Source organism: Ruegeria sp. N8 (assembly GCF_056531325.1).
This window is the reverse complement of the sequence record NZ_JBQFLQ010000007.1, coordinates 21,415-39,934: the sequence shown is the minus strand read 5'-3', so window position 1 is coordinate 39,934 and position 18,520 is coordinate 21,415. Positions and strand designations below refer to the sequence as shown.

Sequence of the window (18,520 nt, the reverse complement as noted above, 5' to 3'; positions counted from 1 at the left end):
GCATGTTTGACGAAGCTGACGATATCCACCCGCTCTTTGCCGGCGCGCCCTCGACCACCGAGTTCAAGAAGCTGCGCAAGCGCATCGTGCGCCAAACCCGCGAAGCCATCGAGCAATACGGGATGGTGGATCCGTCGGCCCATGACAAAGACGGCAAACCGCCGCGATGGTTGGTCTGCCTGTCCGGCGGCAAGGACAGCTATACCCTGCTGGCAGTTCTATACGAGTTGAAATGGCGCGGCTTGCTGCCCGTCGATCTGCTGGCCTGCAATCTGGATCAGGGTCAACCCGGCTTTCCGGCCACCGTTCTGCCCGAGTTTCTGAACCGCATGGGCGTACCTCACCGGATCGAATATCAAGACACCTATTCCGTCGTGATGGACAAGGTTCCGCAGGGTCGGACCTATTGCGCGCTGTGCTCGCGTCTGCGACGCGGAAATCTCTATCGCATCGCGCGGGAAGAGGGATGCTCGGCCGTGGTGCTGGGCCATCACCGCGACGATATCCTCGAGACGTTCTTCATGAACCTCTTCCACGGTGGGCGTCTGGCCACGATGCCGCCGAAACTGGTGAACGAGGAAGGCGATCTGTTCGTTTTCCGCCCCTTGGCCCATGTGGCCGAGGCCGATTGCGAGAAATTTGCCAACGCAATGAACTATCCCATCATTCCCTGCGACCTCTGCGGCAGTCAGGACGGGCTACAGCGCCAGCAGGTGAAACAGATTCTGGATCAGTGGGAAAAGAACAGTCCCGGTCGGCGTCAGGTGATGTTCCGCGCCCTGACCAATGCGCGCCCCTCACATCTGCTGGACCCGAAATTGTTCGATTTTCAGGGGCTTGCGCTGCACCCCGGCAAAAATGACGAAAATTCGGATGAAATTCCGCGTCTGCGTTAACGTCTGACTCAGAATGGTTTTCTACGGTTTCCCCAAGCGTGCGATGCCCAAGGGAAAGGCCTGGAACACCGATGTGGAAACGTATCCCGGTTGAAAAAGCTCTCAATGTCCTGACCACCGCCCTCAGCGGCCCGCCCGCGCTGGCCTTTGCCCCTGCGATCAGCCTGGCCGCGTTCTGGGTGGGGGGAGAGCGGGCTTTGGTTACTGTGGCTTTGACCCTGCCGCTTTTGCTGGCCGCATTTTCGGCGCTGGCCACAACACCCGATGACCAAACCGGGCCCAGCGGGTTGATCCCGCTCGACAGCTTTGCCGCAGGGATGGAGGGATTTTTCAGGTCCACCGCCACCACGCGTGACGACTCGGCCTGCCTAATTGTGGCATTGGACGGGTTCATTGAATTCGAGGATTTGCACGGCAACGCAGCGACGGCACATGTGGTTGATCAGTTCCGCAGCCGGATGCTGTCGGTGATCCGCGCTCATGATATCGCCGCCCGGCTGGATGAGGACAAAATCGTCGTCGGACTGAACCCGTCCAAGCATCTTGATCTTGAAGCTTGCATCCAAATGTCGGGGCGCATTCAAGCCACTATTGAAGAACCCGTGGTGCTGAACGGCACCGGCATTTACCTGTCTTGCTCGATCGGGTTCAGCCTGTTGTCCAGCATCCGGAATGATGGGTTTGAGGCGTGGATTGATGCTGCCTCAGCTGCTTTGGATGAGGCGCAAAGAAATGGCCCCTCGACCATCCGCGCCTATTCCAGCGAAACGCGGCGCCGCTCACGCATCCGGGCCAACCTGCGGCGCGAGTTTGATGCCGCACTGGATAGTGGCGAGATTCGACCCTGGTTTCAGCCTCAGATTTCGACGGATACCGGCCGCGTCACCGGGTTCGAAGCGCTGGCACGTTGGGAGCATCCGCAAAAAGGCGTGCTGAGCCCGCATGTATTTCTGCCTTTTGCCGAACAGGCGGGTCTAATGGAGCGTTTTGGCCAAACCATGCGCCACCACGCCTTCGCCGCCATGCGTCAATGGGACAATGCCGGGATCGTTGTACCCCGGATCGGCGTGAATTTCTCCTCAGATGAGCTGCGCGACCCAGCGTTGATCGACCGGCTGAAATGGGAGCTGGACCAAAACGACCTGACCCCTGACCGGTTGGCCGTTGAAGTGCTGGAAACCGTCTTCTCGCGCCGACCCGATGACGTGATTACCCGCAACGTGACTAGCCTGTCGAAACTGGGGTGCTGCATTGATTTGGATGATTTCGGGACGGGACATGCCTCAATCGCGTCGATCAAGCGCTTTGATGTTTCTCGGATCAAGATCGACCGCTCTTTTGTGGCCAAGGCAGATCGGGATGCCAGCCAGCAGCAGCTGGTCAGCGCCATCCTGACCATGGCCGAGCGGCTGAACGTCGAAACTCTGGCCGAAGGGGTCGAAACGCCGGGCGAACACGCACTGATGGCTCAGCTGGGCTGCAACCATGTTCAGGGCTTCGGGATTGGCAAGCCCATGCCCTTCGAAAACACGTTCGACTGGATCACGGCCCATCAGAACAAGCTGAACGGTGTGCCCAAGATTGGTCGCAAAGCCGGCCCATAAACGCAAAATTGCACCACAAATACGCACTCTGCGGCGGTTTGACGGGCGAATCCGCTTGACCTTTGGGGCTGCACTCTGTTGAACCCACCGGGTGTGTTTCACTGCTTAAGGTGGCTGTCCCAGATGGACGATCAGAACAAGAATCTCATCCTCGCAACCGCGCTCAGCTTTCTCGTGATCCTCGTTTGGTTCGTGCTGTTCCCGCCGCCGGAACAAACGACGCTGCCCGATCAGGCCGAGATCAGCGCCACCGACGCGACCGAGGTTCAGACGCCCAGCGCGTCGGATGCAGGCACGACTGGCGAGGCAACAGCCGCAGCGGAAGAAACACTGCCTGATGCCGAAGCACCGCGCATTGCGATCGACACACCGCGCCTGGAAGGCAGCCTATCCCTGTCAGGTGGCCGCATCGATGAGCTATTCCTGAAGGACTACAAAGTCTCGATCGAAGAAGGCGCACCGATTGTGGAGCTACTGTCCCCGGTGGGATCGGAATCGGCCTATTATGCGTTGTACGGCTGGGCGCCTGGCGCAGGTGTTGCAGGCACCGATGTTCCGGGGCCCAATACGCTGTGGACGCTGGAAAGCGGTGAGACGTTGGGCGTCGACACGCCGGTCACTCTGAAATGGGATAATGGCAACGGCCTGACCTTCCGCCGGACCATCTCGGTGGACGAGAACTATATGTTCGACGTTACCCAATCGGTGGAAAACAACACGCAGGCCGAAGTGGGCATGGCCCCCTATGGCATCCTAGCCCGTCACGGGATCGGCGAAGATGGCGATTTGCCCGGTCTCAAGAACTTCTTCATCCTGCACGAGGGCGTCATGGTCATGGCCGATGGCGTGCTGGACGAGATCGACTATGGCGATGTCCGCGACTTTGACATCGACCCGAATGAACGTGCGCAGGCCGAGGTGTTTCAGGTCAAGGAAGGCGGCTGGGTTGGCTTCACCGATCACTACTGGATGACCACCCTGATCCCCGAAGAAGGATCGGCCTTCAAAGCCGCCGCCAAATACGATGCGCGCCGCAAGATTTACCAAACCGAAACCGTTCTTCCGACATTGTCTGTAGCCCCCGGCGCGACTGAAGAGGTTACGACCCGTCTGTTCGCGGGCGCCAAGGAATGGGAAACCATTCGCGAATACCAGGCTGAAGGCGTTCAGAAGTTCATCGACAGCATCGACTGGGGCTGGTTCTATTTCCTGACCAAGCCGATCTTCTGGCTGCTGCACAACATCAATGCGCTGATTGGCAACATGGGCTGGTCGATAATCGGCCTGACGTTGATCATTAAAGCCATCTTGTTCCCGCTGGCGTTCAAATCCTACGTCTCGATGGCGAAGATGAAGGAGCTGCAGCCGCAGATGGAGGCCCTGAAAGAGGCCGCAGGCGACGACCGCCAGAAGATGCAGCAAGGCATGATGGAGCTGTACAAGAAGGAAAAGGTAAACCCCGCCGCGGGCTGTTTGCCAATCCTGTTGCAGATCCCGATCTTCTTCTCGCTGTATAAGGTGATTTTCGTCACCATCGAACTGCGTCAGGCCCCATGGTTCGGCCCTTTCCAAGACCTGAGCGCGCCGGACCCGACCTCGATTATGAACCTGTTTGGCTTGTTGCCCTGGGCGGCGCCGCAACCTGAAAGCTTCATGGCGCTGATCTTCATCGGTATCCTGCCATTGCTTCTGGGTATCTCGATGTGGCTGCAACAGAAACTGAACCCGGCCCCAACTGACGCGACGCAGGCGATGATCTTCGCCTGGATGCCTTGGGTCTTCATGTTCATGCTGGGTGGGTTTGCCAGCGGTCTGGTCGTCTACTGGATTGCAAACAACACGATCACTTTCACGCAGCAATACCTGATCATGCGCAGCCAGGGCTATACACCGGATGTGTTCGGCAACATCAAATCAGGCTTCAAGCGCACGCCAAAAGCGGATGACAAATGACCGGTGAAGTAACCAGCCTCTGGCGGCATCCGATCAAAAGCCATGGCCGCGAGGCCGTCCAGACCGTCACTCTGAACCCCGGGCAGACCATGCCCGGGGATCGCGTTTGGGCGGTCGCGCATGAGGCGTCCAAGGCCGATGGGTCCGAATGGGTGCCGTGCCCAAATTTCAGTCGCGGGGCCAAGGCACCGTCACTGATGGCAATCTCGGCCCGGACCGACGGTGACATCGTCACCCTCACCCATCCCGATCGCCCCGAGCTGCGCTTTCAGCCGGACACGCAGCAAGATGTCTTTCTGGATTGGGTCAAACCGTTGATGCCTGTAGACCGCGCGGCCTCGACCCGGATTGTCCGAGTGCCCGGGCGCGGCATGACCGACAGCGATTTCCCCTCGATCAGCCTGTGCAACATGGCCTCACATCGCGCGGTCGAGCAAAAGCTGGGGCAGGAGCTGTCCCCCATTCGCTGGCGCGGCAATATATGGTTCGACGGCTTGCCCCTGTGGGAAGAATTTGACTGGCTGGGCCGCGACATTCAGATCGGTCAGGCCGTTCTGAATGTGCGTGAACGGATCACCCGTTGCCTTGCGACAACCGCGAACCCGGATACCGGGCAGCGCGACGCTGACACGCTGGCGGCCCTGAACACATGGGATCATCAGGATTTTGGCGTCTACGCCGAAGTGATCCAGGGCGGCGAGGTCAAGCCGGGCGACAAGGTTCAACCGCTATGACCACCCTGCCCTTTCCCCTAGCCGAAACACCGGATGAGTTCGCGCAAGAACGTGGCCGCAAACTTTTTGCGGGCGAATCCGAGTTCGTCAAAGGCGTGGTCGCCATGGACGGCCTGCCCGCACCCGACCGGCTCGAGGTGTGTTTCGCGGGTCGTTCGAACGTGGGCAAATCTAGCCTGATCAACGCTTTGACAGGCACCAAAGGATTGGCGCGTGCCTCGAACACGCCGGGCCGCACGCAAGAGATCAACTTTTTCACCCAAGGCCCCGAGCTATATCTGGTCGACCTGCCCGGCTATGGCTATGCCAACGCGCCGGTCAAGGTGGTCGAGAAATGGCAGCGGCTGCTGAAACAATACCTGAGCGGGCGTCAAACCCTGCGTCGGGCCTTTGTCCTCATAGACTCGCGCCACGGCGTGAAACCGGTCGATGCCGAGATCATGAAGCTGCTGGACACCAGCGCCGTGACCTTTCAATGCGTGATGACCAAGGCCGATAAGGTCAAGGCCAAGGACCGCGAAAAGGTGCTAGATCAGGTGCGCGGCGCGCTGTCAAAACACCCTGCCGCCTTCCCTGAGATTGTGCTGACGTCGTCCGAAAAGGGTGACGGGATTCCGACCTTGCGTTCGATCATCGCCAATCTGGAATAGCTTGCCCCTTGGCAGCACCGTGCAAAGGCCCTAACACGGAACGTCAGAAGGACCTAAGCCATGAAGACACGAGATATGAACCGGGACTGGATCGCCACCGCTGCCACTTTGAATAGCGCCTTGCCGTATCTGCAACGCTATGACGGGGCAATTGTCGTCATCAAGCTGGGCGGGCACGCCATGGGCAGTGATGAAGCGATGGAAAGCTTTGCCCGCGACGTGGTGCTGATGCGTCAGGTTGGGGTGAACCCGGTGATCGTCCATGGCGGTGGTCCGATGATCAACGCGATGCTGGATAAACTGGACATCCAGTCCGAATTTGTCGGCGGCAAGCGTGTCACTGACAAACCGACCGTGGAAGTGGTCGAGATGGTCTTGTCCGGTCTCGTGAACAAGCGCATCGTGCAGGCGATCAACGGCCAGGGCGGCACTGCCGTGGGCCTGTCGGGCAAGGATGCCAACCTGATCATCTGCGAGCAGACAGACCCTTCATTGGGGTTCGTAGGTTCTCCGTCGCAGATGGACCCGAAAATCCTACATGATCTGTTTGCCCATGACGTGATTCCAGTGATCGCGCCGTTGGGCGCTGGGCGCGAGGGTGAGACATTCAACGTCAATGGCGACACCGCCGCCGGTGCGATCGCCTCGGCGCTGAAGGCGGACCGCTTGCTGCTCCTGACCGATGTCTCGGGCGTAAAGAATGCCGCCGGAGAGGTCGTGACCGAGTTGAAAGCCGGCCAGATCCGCGAAATGACCCTGGAAGGCACGATTGCGGGCGGCATGATCCCCAAGACCGAAACCGCGCTGGACGCGCTACACAGCGGCGTGCGGGCGGTGGTCATTCTGGACGGGCGCGCGCCAAACGCGGTACTACTGGAGCTGTTCACCGAGCATGGCGCCGGGTCATTGATCCGCCCTGACTGACCCAAAGAGCCAAAAAGAGATGACCGCACTTCCACCAGCCTCAGCCTATCGCACAGCGATCAGCTATGGCTGGGTGGGGCGCGTGGCACATCAGGCAGGCCTGATCGTGATGGGCGCAACGCATCCCCGGATCAGCGAGGCCAAAGGACTGGACGGGGGCACTTTGGTTCTACTGGGCGCAGGCTCAGCCTTCTGGCCCGTTCTGAAAGCCGCACCGGAATGGCAGGAACCTGACCCGGTGGACCAATGGTCGACCCGTGTTATTGGCCAGATGGCGCGGGATTTGGGCGCTACTGCACATTTCCCGTTTGGTGGCCCACCCTATGCACCTTTCATCGATTGGGCACTGAAATCGGGCCGCACGTTCAGCAGTCCGGTCGGCGCGCTGGTACATGATACCGTGGGCATGATGATCTCATATCGGGGTGCCCTGCATTTTGAGCAGGAATTTTACATACCCGAGGTCTCTGATCTCTCTCCCTGTACGAACTGCCCAGCCCCTTGTGTGACTTCCTGTCCGGTGGAGGCCCTAAACAGCCGCGAATTCTACAACGTGGCCGCATGCCATGACCACCTGTCCACCATCGAAGGCCAGACCTGCATGACCGGCGGTTGTCAGGCGCGGCTGGCCTGCCCTCTGAGCGCCGGTGCAGGCCGCGACCCGGAACAATCCGCGCACCATATGCGGGCCTTTCACCCGTCATGAGCCTGACGCTGATCCTGACCCGGCACGCAAAATCCAGTTGGGACAACCCAACGCTTGACGATCATGACCGTCCTTTGAACAAACGAGGCCGGAAGTCCGCCCAAGCGGTTGGTGCATGGTTGCAGCAGCACAACCTTGTCCCGGACGAGGTTCTCAGCTCGACCTCAGCCCGCACGCGCGAGACCTGGGACCGGATGGGGTTGCAAGCGGAAAAAATCTGCTTTCATCGCACGCTCTATCTGGCGGAGCCCGAAGAGATGTTGATCGAATTGTCCGGGGCGACCGAGCCCACGGTGCTGATGCTGGGCCACAATCCCGGTATTGCCGAATTTGCCAGCCGTATCGTACGAAGCGCGCCGGATCATGCGCGGTTTCACGACTATCCCACAGGCGCCACAATGATCATCCGCTTTGGCATCACCGATTGGGCCGACATAGACTGGCACAGCGGGGACGTTCAAGACTTCGCCATTCCGCGCGAACTGCTGGAATAGAAAAAGGCGAGGCCAAAGCCCCGCCCTTTCCCAAATTTCGAATGGATCAGTGGCCCAGAATCTGGCTGAGGAACAGCTTTGTCCGTTCGCTTTGCGGGTTGTTGAAGAACTCTTCGGGTTCGTTCTGTTCCACGATCTGGCCTGCGTCCATAAAGATCACACGGTTGGCGACCTGACGGGCAAAGCCCATCTCGTGCGTGACGCACAGCATGGTCATACCTTCCTCGGCTAGTTCGATCATGGTGTCGAGCACCTCTTTGATCATCTCGGGGTCCAGCGCCGAAGTGGGTTCATCGAACAACATGATCCGCGGCATCATGCACAAGGACCGCGCAATCGCCACACGCTGCTGCTGACCACCGGACAATTGGCCGGGATACTTCAGCGCCTGATCGGGAATTTTCACCTTTTCCAGGAAATGCATTGCCCGCTCTTCGGCCTCTTTCTTGGGCGTCTTGCGCACCCAGATCGGGGCCAGCGTGCAGTTTTCCAGAATGGTCAGGTGTGGGAACAGGTTGAAGTGCTGGAACACCATGCCAACCTCGGACCGGATCTTGTCGATGTTCTTAAGGTCATTCGACAACTCGGTCCCGTCCACCACGATCGTGCCCTGCTGGTGTTCTTCCAGAGCATTCAGACAGCGGATCAGAGTGGACTTGCCCGAGCCCGACGGCCCCGCGATCACGATCCGCTCGCCCTGATTGACGGTCAGATTGATGTCGCGCAGCACGTGGAAAGACCCGTACCACTTGTTCATGCCGTTGATTTCGATGGCGACCTCGTCGCTCACCTGCATTTTCGAGCGGTCGATTTCGCGTTCAATTGCAAGTTCAGACATGTGTTGAACTCCTTAACGATGGTCCGTGGCAAGGCGACGCTCGAGCCACTGGGAATATTGAGAGATGCCGTAACAAACGACGAAGAACAGAAGCGCGGCAAAGCCCAGAAGCTCCCAATAGACGCCGTTCCATTCGGTTGACGCCAGGATGGGTCCCCGGATCATGCCCACCAGATCGAACATCGAGATGACCGAAACCAGTGTGGTGTCTTTGAACAGGCCAACGGCCACGTTCACGATACCAGGGATCGAGATCTTCAGTGCCTGCGGCAGGATGATCAGGCGCATCGCCTGCGGGTAATCCAAACCAAGGCTGTCTGCTGCCTCGTACTGCCCGCGTGGTAGAGCTGCCAGACCGCCACGGATAACCTCGGCGATATAAGCGGCCGAGAACATGGTGATCATGATCACAACGCGCAGGAACAGGTCGACCGTGCTGTCAGGCGGGAAAAAATAGGCCAGCATCACCGAAGCCACGAACAGCAGCGTGATCAGAGGCACACCACGGATGAATTCGATGAAGATGACACAGACCCACTTAATCAGCGGCATGGAAGATTGACGGCCCAGTGCAAGTGCAATCCCAAGCGGAACCGACAGTGACACGCAGGTCAGGCCCAGCATCATGTTCAGCATGAAGCCGCCCAGATCACGACTTGGAACTGCCGTGAGCATAGCCCCTTCGTTGGCATCTTCCGGGATCAGAGCCCCGCCGATATTCCAGACAATCAGAGCCACCACGATCGCGCCGAAGAACCCGGCAGCGAAGCTGTTGCGGCCAAGCTTCTGAAACACTGCTCCTGCCGCTATAAAGCCAACCAATGCCACGAGTGGAACCAGAATAGTGCCGCCCCAGATCAGCCAGAAAGCGATAAAGGGGTAGAGCGCCGTGAACACTAGCAGCTTGCGCGGCAGGTCAAAGAACAGGACCGGTGCCAGAGCCACCAACATCAATACGAATGCCAGATTCGGGCGCCAGTAGGCCTCGTCAGGGTATTTGAAACCGTAGATCAGTTGCGGCCAGCGTTCTGTAAGAACCGCGAAACAGGCCCCAGTCTTACCAGCCAGAATTTCACGGCATTCCGCCAGAGAATTGGCATTCCATACCCCGTTCATAATCCACGGCAACGTGTTTTTGAGCAGAACATAGATCAGAATCAAAGACAAAAGCGTCAGGATCGTGTTGGTCACGCCCGAGAACAGGTTCTCGCGCAGCCATTTGACGATCCCCGTCTGGTTCGCTGGTGGAGGAGAAGGAGGAATGGTGCCTTCAGCCACAAAAGCGATCGGATTTGTTGTTTGATCAGCCATGGCTCAGCGCTCCTTCAACTTGACGGATGCGTTGTAGACGTTCATCGCCATCGAGATCAGCAGCGAAGCCGTCAGATAGAACAGCATAAGCAGCAGAACACACTCAATCGCGCGGCCAGTCTGGTTCAGCGTGATACCCCCCAAAGTGGCGGTGATATCCGCATACCCCACGGCAATCGCCAGTGACGAGTTCTTGGTGATGTTCAAGTACTGTGAAATCAACGGCGGGATAATCACACGCAATGCTTGAGGCAGGATCACAAGATTCATGATGCGACCGGGGCGCAGGCCCAACGCAGCAGCAGCCTCAGTCTGGCCTTTGCTGATCGCCTGAATACCCGCGCGCACGTTTTCCGCGATGAAGGCACCAGTATAGATCGACAAGGCGAACCAAAGCGCGATCAGAGGTCCACCGATCTTGATGCCACCGGAGAAGTTAAAACCCTTCAGCTCGGGCACATCCCAAGTCAGCCCCATCAGCACCATCAGCAACGCGACGGGCACTAGCCAGACACCCAGTTTGACAAGGCCGGTTTTGGGTCGTTGGCCGGTCTGTTCCTGTTGCAGGGTTGCACGCTTCTCAACCTCGCGCGAGGCGAACCACGATCCAATCAATACAGCAATCACCAGCAACCAATTCAGAAAAGCTGCACTGAAAAAACCGCTAGAGAAATGAGGCCCCGGGATATAAACGCCGCGGTTGGTAAAGGCGAACAAGTCAAACAGCATACTTGAAGTCGGGTTGTCACCTCGGAAGGCGCGCGGACCCGGCAGCACAGCCGTCATGATCGTAAAGATGATGATGATCCAGATCAGCACAGGAATATTCCGGAAGATCTCGACGTAGACCGCCATTAGCTTTGAGACGAGCCAGTTGTTCGACAGACGCAAGACCCCAGCGATCACTCCAAAGACAGTGGCGGTGATACACGCAAGAAACGCCACCAGCAGAGTGTTCAGAATGCCCACAACAGCCGCACGTCCATGCGAGGACTGGCTGTCATATTCGATCAAACGCTGGTTGATGTCATATCCAGACGGATCGCCCAGAAAAGTATAGGAAATGTTCAGGCCTGCGGCCCGCAGGTTCTGGATCAGGTTATTGCCCAGATACCAAATGGAAAGCGCAATAGCGATGGCCGCGATCACTTGAAATGTCAGCGAGCGATAGCGGGTATCGTTTATGAGCATAGACAACCGAAAGTCAGCTTTCGGCGGGTCGGTCATAGTCGACATATTTTGGATCCCCGTAGTCTGCGGATTCTTCTTTTCCGGCAGGGTTCTCCCCGCTCATGAGCTGTCCGCAGCAATTTGATGAGAAAAGGGCGCAGGTTCCCCCGCGCCCTATTCCTTAGGATTTAGCGGAACGGCGGCGAGTACAGCAGGCCGCCATCGGTCCACTGCGCGTTCAGGCCGCGTGCCAGACCGATCGGAGTTTCTTCGCCGATGTTCTTGGCAAAGACTTCACCATAGTTGCCGCCCGATTTGATCGCGCGCATCGCCCACTGAGCGTCGAGGCCCAGCATCTCACCCAGAGTGCCTTCGCTGCCCAGCAGACGGTTCACTTCGGGGTTGTTGGTGCCAGCGGCCATCTCGTCGATGTTTGCCGAGGTCACGCCCAGCTCTTCAGCCGAGACCAGCGCGTTCAGAGTCCAGCGGACAACGTCGCCCCACTCGTGATCGCCGTGACGAACCAGCGGGCCCAGAGGCTCTTTCGAGATGATTTCGGGCAGAAGGACATGCGCCGCCGGATCTTCGAACGTGGCGCGGGTTGCGGCCAGGCCCGATGCGTCGGTGGTGTAGACGTCACATGCGCCAGCCAGGTACTGCTGCTGCGCTTCGGCGTTGGTTTCGATCGGAACCGGCTCGTAACTGATGTTGTTCGAGCGGAAGAAGTCCGCCAGGTTCAGCTCTGTCGTGGTGCCGGTCTGGATGCAGACGGTTGCGCCGTCCAGTTCCTTGGCCGAGCTGACGCCCAGCGCCTTGGGAACCATAAAGCCCTGACCGTCATAGTAGTTCACACCCACGAATTCGAACTTCAGGTCGACGTCGCGGCTGAAGGTCCAGGTGGTGTTACGGGCCAGCATGTCGATCTCGCCCGAGGCCAGCGCGGTGAAACGCGTCTTGCCAGTGGTCGGAACGAATTCTACGGCGCTTGCATCGCCCAGAACGGCAGCAGCGACCGCGCGGCACAGCGAGACGTCAAAGCCTTGCCATTCGCCATTCGCGTCTGGTGCAGCAAAGCCAACCAGACCGGTGGTCACACCGCAGTTCAGCTTACCGCGCGCTTTGACATCATCGACAGTCCCCGCTGCCGCTGCGCCTGCAGCCAGGCCGGCAACGGTTGCCACGCCCAAGATTACGGATTTTTTCATTTTTACCTCTTCCTGATTTTCCGCCTCTGTCCAGAGACGGCTCTGTCCGGCACCTTTGGCACCAGAAAGGTTTCCCCAAAGGTGTCTCCCCTTTAGTGCGCCCGAGTTTGGTCGCATTCATAAACAAACGTCAAGGGTCGGATCAGTGAAAACGATGGATCATCTTCCAGATGTCCGCAGTAACGGCAAAAATTCCAGCATAAGGGCTCAAACCGAGAGGTCAAAGAACCGCTTGGCGTGTAGGAAAGCGGCCCTTTTGACCTCGGACGCGGCGTGGGCCTCGTCGTCGTGACCCCATTGTTCGATTTGCCACAACTCGTCCAATCGAGAGGCTTGCCAGATCTCCTCGGCAGGGCGCCAATCTGCGGTGGCAGCAAATCCAAGCACCAGTGAACCAGACAGGCTGACCAGATCGTGGAAGGCGGCCAACTGGAAGTCGCTGAAACCATGGACACGTTGGCGCAGGCCCAACAAAGCTTGCGGGTCCTGGGGTTGATGCAAAACCCCCGCGACCGGCAGCAGGCGCGCGGCGAGCGTCTCGGCCGCCCAATCAAGGGCGGGGTCCCACTGATCCGCCTGTCGTTGCTGCAACTCTTGCGGGTGCGTGGCCCGGTAGCACAGCAGATCCGAATCGCCGTAGTCGGCCAGCATATCTGCAACCTCGGCGTGCTGATGCCGGACCTTGTCGATGGCTGCATTGGCCGAGCGGGTGAAAGGCATGGTGGTCGGGTCGACCTCTTTTTCCTGCGCGTCCCACTCGGTGGCGATTTCATGAGCCATGGCCTGTGTCGGCACGACCAACCCCGCCTTGGCCGGGGTTTTCACACGTCGGCCGTCCAGCTCGACGGTAAAGCCGCCTTCGGTCTCAACCACTGCGCTTTGGGTCCAGAATCGTTTCGGTTTCCAATCGCTCATCGTTTCAGGTCCAGATTTGATCCAGCGCGCCGGGCAACTGGTCGAAGGTTTCGATGATAGAGGTTGCTGCCTCTAACGCGGGCCGCGCGTGATAACCCCATGTGACGCCGACGCTGCGCACACCGGCAGCCGCGGCCATGTCCATGTCAAACCGGGTGTCGCCGATCATCACGGTATCGGCAGCCTCAACCCCCGTCTCAGCCCGCGCGGTGTCAATCATCGACGGGTGCGGTTTTGAAGGGTGATGATCCGCCACCTGCCGCGTCACGAAATAGCCCTGCAGCCCGTGCCCTTCGATCAACGCATCCAATCCGCGCTGAGATTTGCCGGTCGCCACGCCCAGCAGCACCTCGGGGATGGCGTGCAACGCCACAATCACCTCGCGGGCACCGGGATAGAGCGGCGATCCCGCCATACCCTGTTCCAACCGATGTGCGTGATAGGCCTGTTTATACCCCTCGACCAGCCGCACCTGATCTGCATCCGAATGCTGCGGTGCAAGCTGCGCCATCGCCTTGGGCAAGGACAGGCCAACAATGGACAGGATCGCCGTGCGATCCGGCACCGGCAAGGACAGCGCGTTGAAACTGGCGGTCATAGCAGCAACGATACTGCCCTGACTGTCGACCAGAGTGCCGTCCACGTCGAACAGCACCAGACGCAGGGGTGCGCTCATTGCAGTTCCTCGAACGGGTCGTCGGCGGCCAAATCCTCGGTCCAGCCGAAGGTGTCCCAACTGTGTTTCATGTGATCCGGCAAGGGGGCCTTCACGGTGATCGTCTTGCGCGTCACCGGGTGTTCGAACGAGGCCTGCCGCGCATGCAGATGCAGCTTTTTGCTGATGATCCCGCCCAACTGCGCACCCCAGCCATCGCCAAGGTTTTCCTGACCCGAGCCGCCATATTTGCCGTCACCGATGATCGGATGACCAATCGCCGCCATATGCGCCCGAAGCTGATGCGTGCGGCCGGTGATCGGCTCCATCGCGACCCAGGCCGCGCGCCCGGCCACACGGTAGAGCGTGGCATAATGCGTATGCGCCCGTTTCGCGCCGGGGGTTTCGTTGATCTCGTTCAGATGAACGGGGATCATTTTCTCACCCTCGCCGTGCTTGCCGTGACCTGCGGCCTTGACCAGCCCAGTCTTGATCTCACCCAGATAAGGGGTCGGCACACCGGCGACCAGGGCCCAATAGATCTTGCGCGTGTCGCGGTGACGGAAAGCGGCGGTCAGGCCCTTGGCAGCCTCGCGGGTGCGGGCCAGCAGCAGAACGCCAGAGGTGTCCTTGTCCAGACGATGCACAAGGCGGGGGTTTTCGTCATAGCCAAAGCGCAGCGCCTCGGACAGACTGTCCACATGTCGGGTTTGGCCGCTGCCGCCCTGTACCGGCAGGCCGTGCGGTTTATTCAGCGCCAGCACGTGATCGTCGCGGTAGATCACACAAGACTGGATCATCTTGGCGTCGGCATCCGAGATACGACGTTTCACTTCGACAGGCTTGTGATCGGCGTCCGGCAGGGGCGGCACCCGCACGACCTGTCCAACCTCAAGCCGGGTCGAGGCCTTCACCCGCCCGCCTTCAACGCGCAACTCACCTTTGCGGCACATCTTTTCGATACGCCCCTGACTGACATGCGGGAATAGACGGCGCAGCCAGCGGTCGATCCGCTGGTCGCCATCGCCTTCTGCCACGGTGATCATTTGTACGCCACTCATACCGATATCCCCTTCACGCGGCGGGTCCGCGCGGATTGCATGCCATTCAGTGCCATTGAAAACATGCGCGTCTGTGGCGTGACTTACAGGCAGAGTCAACCGTTGCGTTGCGCCCTCAGCTTGGCGAAATAATCCAGCCGTTTCTTCAATTCACGCTCAAACCCGCGTTCAACCGGTTGATACAGCTCGGGCCGGTCCATCCCGTCGGGGAAATAGTTCTGGCCGGAAAAGCCATCCTCCGCATCATGGTCATAGGCATAGCCCGCGCCATAGCCCTGATCCTTCATGAGCGAGGTCGGCGCGTTCAGGATATGCTTGGGCGGCGGTTCACTGCCCGATTGCTTAGCCAGCCGCATCGCCGCCTTATACCCCACATAGGCCCCGTTCGATTTGGGGGCGAGCGCCAGATAGACCAACGCCTGCGCCAACGCCAATTCCCCCTCGGGGCTGCCAAGGCGTTCATAGGTCTGCCACGATTGCAGACAGATCGCCTGTGCCTGCGGATCGGCCAGCCCGATATCCTCGACCGCCATGCGCGTGATGCGTCGCGCCAAATAGCGCGGGTCTTCACCCCCGTTCAGCATCCGCGCGAACCAGTACAGCGCCGCGTCTGGGTCCGACCCGCGCACCGATTTATGCAGGGCCGAGATTAGGTTGTAGTGTTCATCCCCCGACTTGTCGTATTTCGCCGCCCGCCGCATCAGACGGGTCGACAGCGCATCCGGGTCAAGCGGCGCGTCTACTTTCCACACTGCGACCTGTTCGATCAGGTTCAACAGCGCCCGCCCGTCGCCATCGGCCATTTCCTGCAACGCCTCACGCGCGGGGCCGGTCAGGGGCAGTGCTTTGCCCAGCTCTTTTTCTGCACGTTGGGTCAGGCGTTCCAGATCGGCCAGATCAAGGCGTTCCAGCACTAACACCTGCGCGCGGCTCAACACAGCGGCGTTCAACTCGAACGAGGGGTTCTCGGTCGTCGCCCCCACCAGCAGGATCGTGCCGTCCTCCATATGCGGCAAGAACCCGTCCTGTTGGGCTTTGTTGAACCGATGGATCTCATCCACGAACAGCAACGTGCCCTGCCCGTTTTGATGGCGGATTTTCGCGGCCTCGAAGACCTTGCGCAAATCAGGAACACCAGTGAAAATCGCGCTGATCTGCACGAAATGAAGGTCGGTTTCCTGCGCCAAGAGGCGTGCAATAGTCGTTTTGCCCACGCCCGGCGGCCCCCAAAAGATCAGGCTGGACAGGCTGCCCGAGGCCAGCATGACACCCAACGGAGCATCCGGTCCCAGGACCTGCTCCTGCCCGATCACATCCGCCAAGCTTTGGGGACGCAAACGGTCGGCCAACGGACGATGCCCTGACGGGGCTGGTTGCGCCGCGCCGGTATCGAACAGATCACTCACAAGCGGAACCTTACCGAAACCGAACGCCCCCCGCGCGACACATCCAACTGCAATCTGCGCCCCGGATCGGTCAGCGCCTGAACCACATCATCAGGGTGTTCAATTGAGACCCCATTGATGCTGTTGACTACGTCACCAACACGCAGACCCGAGCGCCCGCCATAGCGCCCCGGATCGGTGACGACCACGCCGGTCTGCGACAAGATCAACCCCATCCGTGCAATGACAGCCGGGTTGATCCGCGCTACTTTCAACCCAGGCATAACCGTCTGGTTGTCCAGTATCGTATCGTCCGAGGGCGGAACCTCGGGCGCTTTGATCAGGGCGATCTCGACCTCTTCCCGAACTTCGCCCCGCAACAGCGTCAGGACCGAGCTGCCGCCCACACCCGCGACAGACATGCGAAACTTCATTTCAGCGGGTGAGTTCACCTCGTCCCCATCCACATGCGTCACCACGTCGCCAACCCGCAACCCGGCTTCGCCCAAAGGACTGAGCGGATGCAGATCGGACACCACGACGCCCTGCGGAATTACAAGACCCAGAGACTCGGCGATGTCCGCACTCATGTGCTGGCCCGCCATTCCGGCCCATGGGCTTATGAAACTGTTATTTCCAGCCTGGGCCTGACGCAGGAATTCCGCAACCAAATTGGCCGGTATCGCAAAGCCGATTCCGTTCGACCCGCCCGAACGCGTCAGGATCGCGGTGTTGATGCCGATCAGATCACCGTTCACGTCAATCAATGCCCCGCCGGAATTGCCCGGATTGATCGCTGCATCGGTCTGGATGAAATAGCCCCGCGCATTACCGGTTGCCGTGCCCGTACGCGCCAACCCCGAGATAATCCCAGACGACACCGTTTGTCCGACGCCAAACGGGTTGCCAATTGCCAGCGCCAGTTCACCAACCTCAACCTGATCGGAATCGCGCAGCGGCAGATAGGGCAACGCCTCGGCCTCATCCAAACGCAGAATGGCGATATCGCTTTCCTTATCGCCCAGCACCACCTGTGCGGAATACTCGCGACGATCGGTCGTGACCACCCGGATTTCAGTTGCCTTGCCGACAACGTGGAAGTTCGACACCACATACCCGTCTGCAGTCAGGATCACCCCCGACCCCAGCGAGTTCTGAACCCTTGGGCGCGGCTCGGCAAAACCGCGGCCGAAAAAGTCCTGAAAAAACGGGTCCGAAAACAGAGTGTTCCCCCGCCCTTCCCGCACGATCTTGGCATAAATATTCACCACCGCCGGTGCCGCTTGCTTCACCACCGGCGCAAAGCCGAGACTGATTTCGGCCTGAGAGGTCGGCACTTTGGTTTCAGCGTGGCTGTGGGATGCAAGACTCAATAGCATCAGGGTCAGTAAGACGCGGATCATGAGACCTCCGGGATTTGGATCGCCCCAGATATGCGGACCCGCGCAGCCGAATGCAAGTCAGCGATGCCGCAAAAGAAAAACCTCCGCCCGACGTGGGGCGGAGGTTTCTAATCAGCCAGACGGCCTGATCTTATTCTTCGTCAGCGGCTTCTTCGGCGGCAACGCGGGCCTTGTCGGCTGCGCCTTTGGCGTCGACGTCACGATCAACGAATTCGATGATCGCCATCGGCGCCATGTCGCCATAGCGGAAGCCTGCTTTCAGGATGCGGACATAACCGCCCTGACGCTCGGCGTAGCGGGGGCCCAGAACTTCGAACAGCTTGGCGACGTCTTTGTCTTCTTTCAGCTGTGCTGCGGCCTGACGGCGGGCGTGCAGGTCGCCGCGCTTGCCCAGAGTGACCAGCTTTTCGATGATCGGGCGCAGTTCTTTTGCCTTGGGCAGAGTCGTTTTGATTTGCTCATGTTCGATGAGCGAGCCAGCCATGTTTGCAAACAGAGCCTTACGGTGCTCATGAGTACGGTTCAGGCGGCGGTAACCACGTGCGTGACGCATTTTCTAGTTCCTTCTTTCGCGTTGTGCTTTGTCTGGCCGGCGATGCGTGTCACCGGCTCTCCT

At 59.3% G+C, this 18,520-nt stretch carries 18 protein-coding genes; 8 read left to right on the top strand and 10 right to left on the bottom strand.

All coding sequences use genetic code 11. The features are described from left to right. Window positions 1–2: 2 nt before the first annotated feature. From ttcA to ACR0C5_RS13990, 8 genes are all read left to right on the top strand, one after another. The gene (ttcA, locus tag ACR0C5_RS14025; RefSeq protein WP_480877417.1) at window positions 3–896 is read left to right on the top strand and encodes a tRNA 2-thiocytidine(32) synthetase TtcA; all 894 of its coding nucleotides are present in this window, start codon (window positions 3–5) and stop codon (window positions 894–896) included. 71 nt (window positions 897–967) lie between these two features. Beyond that, on the top strand, window positions 968–2,500 hold the full coding sequence (locus ACR0C5_RS14020; RefSeq protein ID WP_480877415.1) for a putative bifunctional diguanylate cyclase/phosphodiesterase: 1,533 nt from the start codon (window positions 968–970) through the stop codon (window positions 2,498–2,500). A gap of 123 nt (window positions 2,501–2,623) precedes the next feature. After that, window positions 2,624–4,453, top strand: a complete 1,830-nt coding sequence (gene yidC, locus ACR0C5_RS14015; protein WP_170773655.1) for a membrane protein insertase YidC — start codon at window positions 2,624–2,626, stop codon at window positions 4,451–4,453. Next, a complete protein-coding gene (locus ACR0C5_RS14010; protein ID WP_170773653.1) occupies window positions 4,450–5,187 on the top strand; it encodes an MOSC domain-containing protein in 738 nt (245 codons plus the stop codon). Before yidC ends, ACR0C5_RS14010 begins: the two co-directional genes overlap by 4 nt. Further along, window positions 5,184–5,837, top strand: coding sequence for a ribosome biogenesis GTP-binding protein YihA/YsxC (yihA, locus tag ACR0C5_RS14005; protein WP_170790535.1), 654 nt, complete (start codon window positions 5,184–5,186; stop codon window positions 5,835–5,837). Before ACR0C5_RS14010 ends, yihA begins: the two co-directional genes overlap by 4 nt. A gap of 60 nt (window positions 5,838–5,897) precedes the next feature. Next, complete coding sequence (gene argB, locus ACR0C5_RS14000) at window positions 5,898–6,761, top strand: acetylglutamate kinase (protein WP_170787571.1); 864 nt, start codon at window positions 5,898–5,900, stop codon at window positions 6,759–6,761. 19 nt (window positions 6,762–6,780) lie between these two features. Next, a complete protein-coding gene (locus tag ACR0C5_RS13995) occupies window positions 6,781–7,467 on the top strand; it encodes a ferredoxin (protein ID WP_480551869.1) in 687 nt (228 codons plus the stop codon). Beyond that, window positions 7,464–7,961 carry a SixA phosphatase family protein gene (locus ACR0C5_RS13990; RefSeq protein WP_480860856.1) on the top strand — a complete coding sequence of 166 codons (498 nt, stop codon included), beginning with the start codon at window positions 7,464–7,466 and terminating at the stop codon, window positions 7,959–7,961. The genes ACR0C5_RS13995 and ACR0C5_RS13990 overlap by 4 nt, the downstream gene beginning before the upstream one ends. A 46-nt stretch (window positions 7,962–8,007) precedes the next feature. On the opposite strand, the gene ACR0C5_RS13985 is transcribed toward ACR0C5_RS13990, so the two are convergent. From ACR0C5_RS13985 to rplQ, 10 genes are all read right to left on the bottom strand, one after another. Beyond that, window positions 8,008–8,799, bottom strand: coding sequence for an amino acid ABC transporter ATP-binding protein (locus ACR0C5_RS13985; protein ID WP_269149621.1), 792 nt, complete (start codon window positions 8,797–8,799; stop codon window positions 8,008–8,010). Window positions 8,800–8,811: 12 nt separating this feature from the next. Beyond that, window positions 8,812–10,110 (bottom strand): amino acid ABC transporter permease, encoded by a 1,299-nt coding sequence (locus tag ACR0C5_RS13980; protein ID WP_480877412.1) that lies wholly within the window; start codon window positions 10,108–10,110, stop codon window positions 8,812–8,814. 3 nt (window positions 10,111–10,113) lie between these two features. Continuing rightward, window positions 10,114–11,346: an amino acid ABC transporter permease gene (locus ACR0C5_RS13975; RefSeq protein WP_170773647.1), complete on the bottom strand. Its 1,233-nt coding sequence runs from the start codon at window positions 11,344–11,346 to the stop codon at window positions 10,114–10,116. A 122-nt stretch (window positions 11,347–11,468) separates the two neighbouring features. Then, on the bottom strand, window positions 11,469–12,485 hold the full coding sequence (locus ACR0C5_RS13970; RefSeq protein ID WP_170773646.1) for an amino acid ABC transporter substrate-binding protein: 1,017 nt from the start codon (window positions 12,483–12,485) through the stop codon (window positions 11,469–11,471). Between the two features lie 207 nt (window positions 12,486–12,692). Beyond that, window positions 12,693–13,400 (bottom strand): ATP12 family chaperone protein, encoded by a 708-nt coding sequence (locus ACR0C5_RS13965; protein ID WP_480877409.1) that lies wholly within the window; start codon window positions 13,398–13,400, stop codon window positions 12,693–12,695. A 4-nt stretch (window positions 13,401–13,404) separates the two neighbouring features. Further along, complete coding sequence (locus ACR0C5_RS13960; protein ID WP_480877407.1) at window positions 13,405–14,076, bottom strand: HAD-IA family hydrolase; 672 nt, start codon at window positions 14,074–14,076, stop codon at window positions 13,405–13,407. After that, window positions 14,073–15,116 carry an RluA family pseudouridine synthase gene (locus tag ACR0C5_RS13955; protein ID WP_480877405.1) on the bottom strand — a complete coding sequence of 348 codons (1,044 nt, stop codon included), beginning with the start codon at window positions 15,114–15,116 and terminating at the stop codon, window positions 14,073–14,075. Before ACR0C5_RS13955 ends, ACR0C5_RS13960 begins: the two co-directional genes overlap by 4 nt. A 95-nt stretch (window positions 15,117–15,211) precedes the next feature. Next, a complete protein-coding gene (locus ACR0C5_RS13950; protein WP_480877403.1) occupies window positions 15,212–16,522 on the bottom strand; it encodes a replication-associated recombination protein A in 1,311 nt (436 codons plus the stop codon). Further along, window positions 16,519–17,904, bottom strand: a complete 1,386-nt coding sequence (locus tag ACR0C5_RS13945; RefSeq protein ID WP_480505980.1) for a trypsin-like peptidase domain-containing protein — start codon at window positions 17,902–17,904, stop codon at window positions 16,519–16,521. The genes ACR0C5_RS13950 and ACR0C5_RS13945 overlap by 4 nt, the downstream gene beginning before the upstream one ends. 130 nt (window positions 17,905–18,034) lie before the next feature. Further along, window positions 18,035–18,457 carry a 50S ribosomal protein L17 gene (rplQ, locus tag ACR0C5_RS13940; RefSeq protein WP_039538314.1) on the bottom strand — a complete coding sequence of 141 codons (423 nt, stop codon included), beginning with the start codon at window positions 18,455–18,457 and terminating at the stop codon, window positions 18,035–18,037. Window positions 18,458–18,520 lie beyond the last annotated feature (63 nt).

Coding starts and splice junctions, on each gene's coding strand:
- ACR0C5_RS13965 (WP_480877409.1), bottom strand. CDS start 13,400: ATGAGCGATTGGAAACCGAAACGATTCTGGACCCAAAGCGCAGTGGTT.
- ACR0C5_RS13970 (WP_170773646.1), bottom strand. CDS start 12,485: ATGAAAAAATCCGTAATCTTGGGCGTGGCAACCGTTGCCGGCCTGGCT.
- ACR0C5_RS13975 (WP_170773647.1), bottom strand. CDS start 11,346: ATGTCGACTATGACCGACCCGCCGAAAGCTGACTTTCGGTTGTCTATG.
- ACR0C5_RS13980 (WP_480877412.1), bottom strand. CDS start 10,110: ATGGCTGATCAAACAACAAATCCGATCGCTTTTGTGGCTGAAGGCACC.
- yihA (WP_170790535.1), top strand. CDS start 5,184: ATGACCACCCTGCCCTTTCCCCTAGCCGAAACACCGGATGAGTTCGCG.
- argB (WP_170787571.1), top strand. CDS start 5,898: ATGAAGACACGAGATATGAACCGGGACTGGATCGCCACCGCTGCCACT.
- rplQ (WP_039538314.1), bottom strand. CDS start 18,457: ATGCGTCACGCACGTGGTTACCGCCGCCTGAACCGTACTCATGAGCAC.
- ACR0C5_RS14020 (WP_480877415.1), top strand. CDS start 968: ATGTGGAAACGTATCCCGGTTGAAAAAGCTCTCAATGTCCTGACCACC.
- ACR0C5_RS13945 (WP_480505980.1), bottom strand. CDS start 17,904: ATGATCCGCGTCTTACTGACCCTGATGCTATTGAGTCTTGCATCCCAC.
- ACR0C5_RS13960 (WP_480877407.1), bottom strand. CDS start 14,076: ATGAGCGCACCCCTGCGTCTGGTGCTGTTCGACGTGGACGGCACTCTG.
- ACR0C5_RS14010 (WP_170773653.1), top strand. CDS start 4,450: ATGACCGGTGAAGTAACCAGCCTCTGGCGGCATCCGATCAAAAGCCAT.
- ttcA (WP_480877417.1), top strand. CDS start 3: ATGTTTGACGAAGCTGACGATATCCACCCGCTCTTTGCCGGCGCGCCC.
- ACR0C5_RS13995 (WP_480551869.1), top strand. CDS start 6,781: ATGACCGCACTTCCACCAGCCTCAGCCTATCGCACAGCGATCAGCTAT.
- ACR0C5_RS13955 (WP_480877405.1), bottom strand. CDS start 15,116: ATGAGTGGCGTACAAATGATCACCGTGGCAGAAGGCGATGGCGACCAG.
- ACR0C5_RS13990 (WP_480860856.1), top strand. CDS start 7,464: ATGAGCCTGACGCTGATCCTGACCCGGCACGCAAAATCCAGTTGGGAC.
- yidC (WP_170773655.1), top strand. CDS start 2,624: ATGGACGATCAGAACAAGAATCTCATCCTCGCAACCGCGCTCAGCTTT.
- ACR0C5_RS13985 (WP_269149621.1), bottom strand. CDS start 8,799: ATGTCTGAACTTGCAATTGAACGCGAAATCGACCGCTCGAAAATGCAG.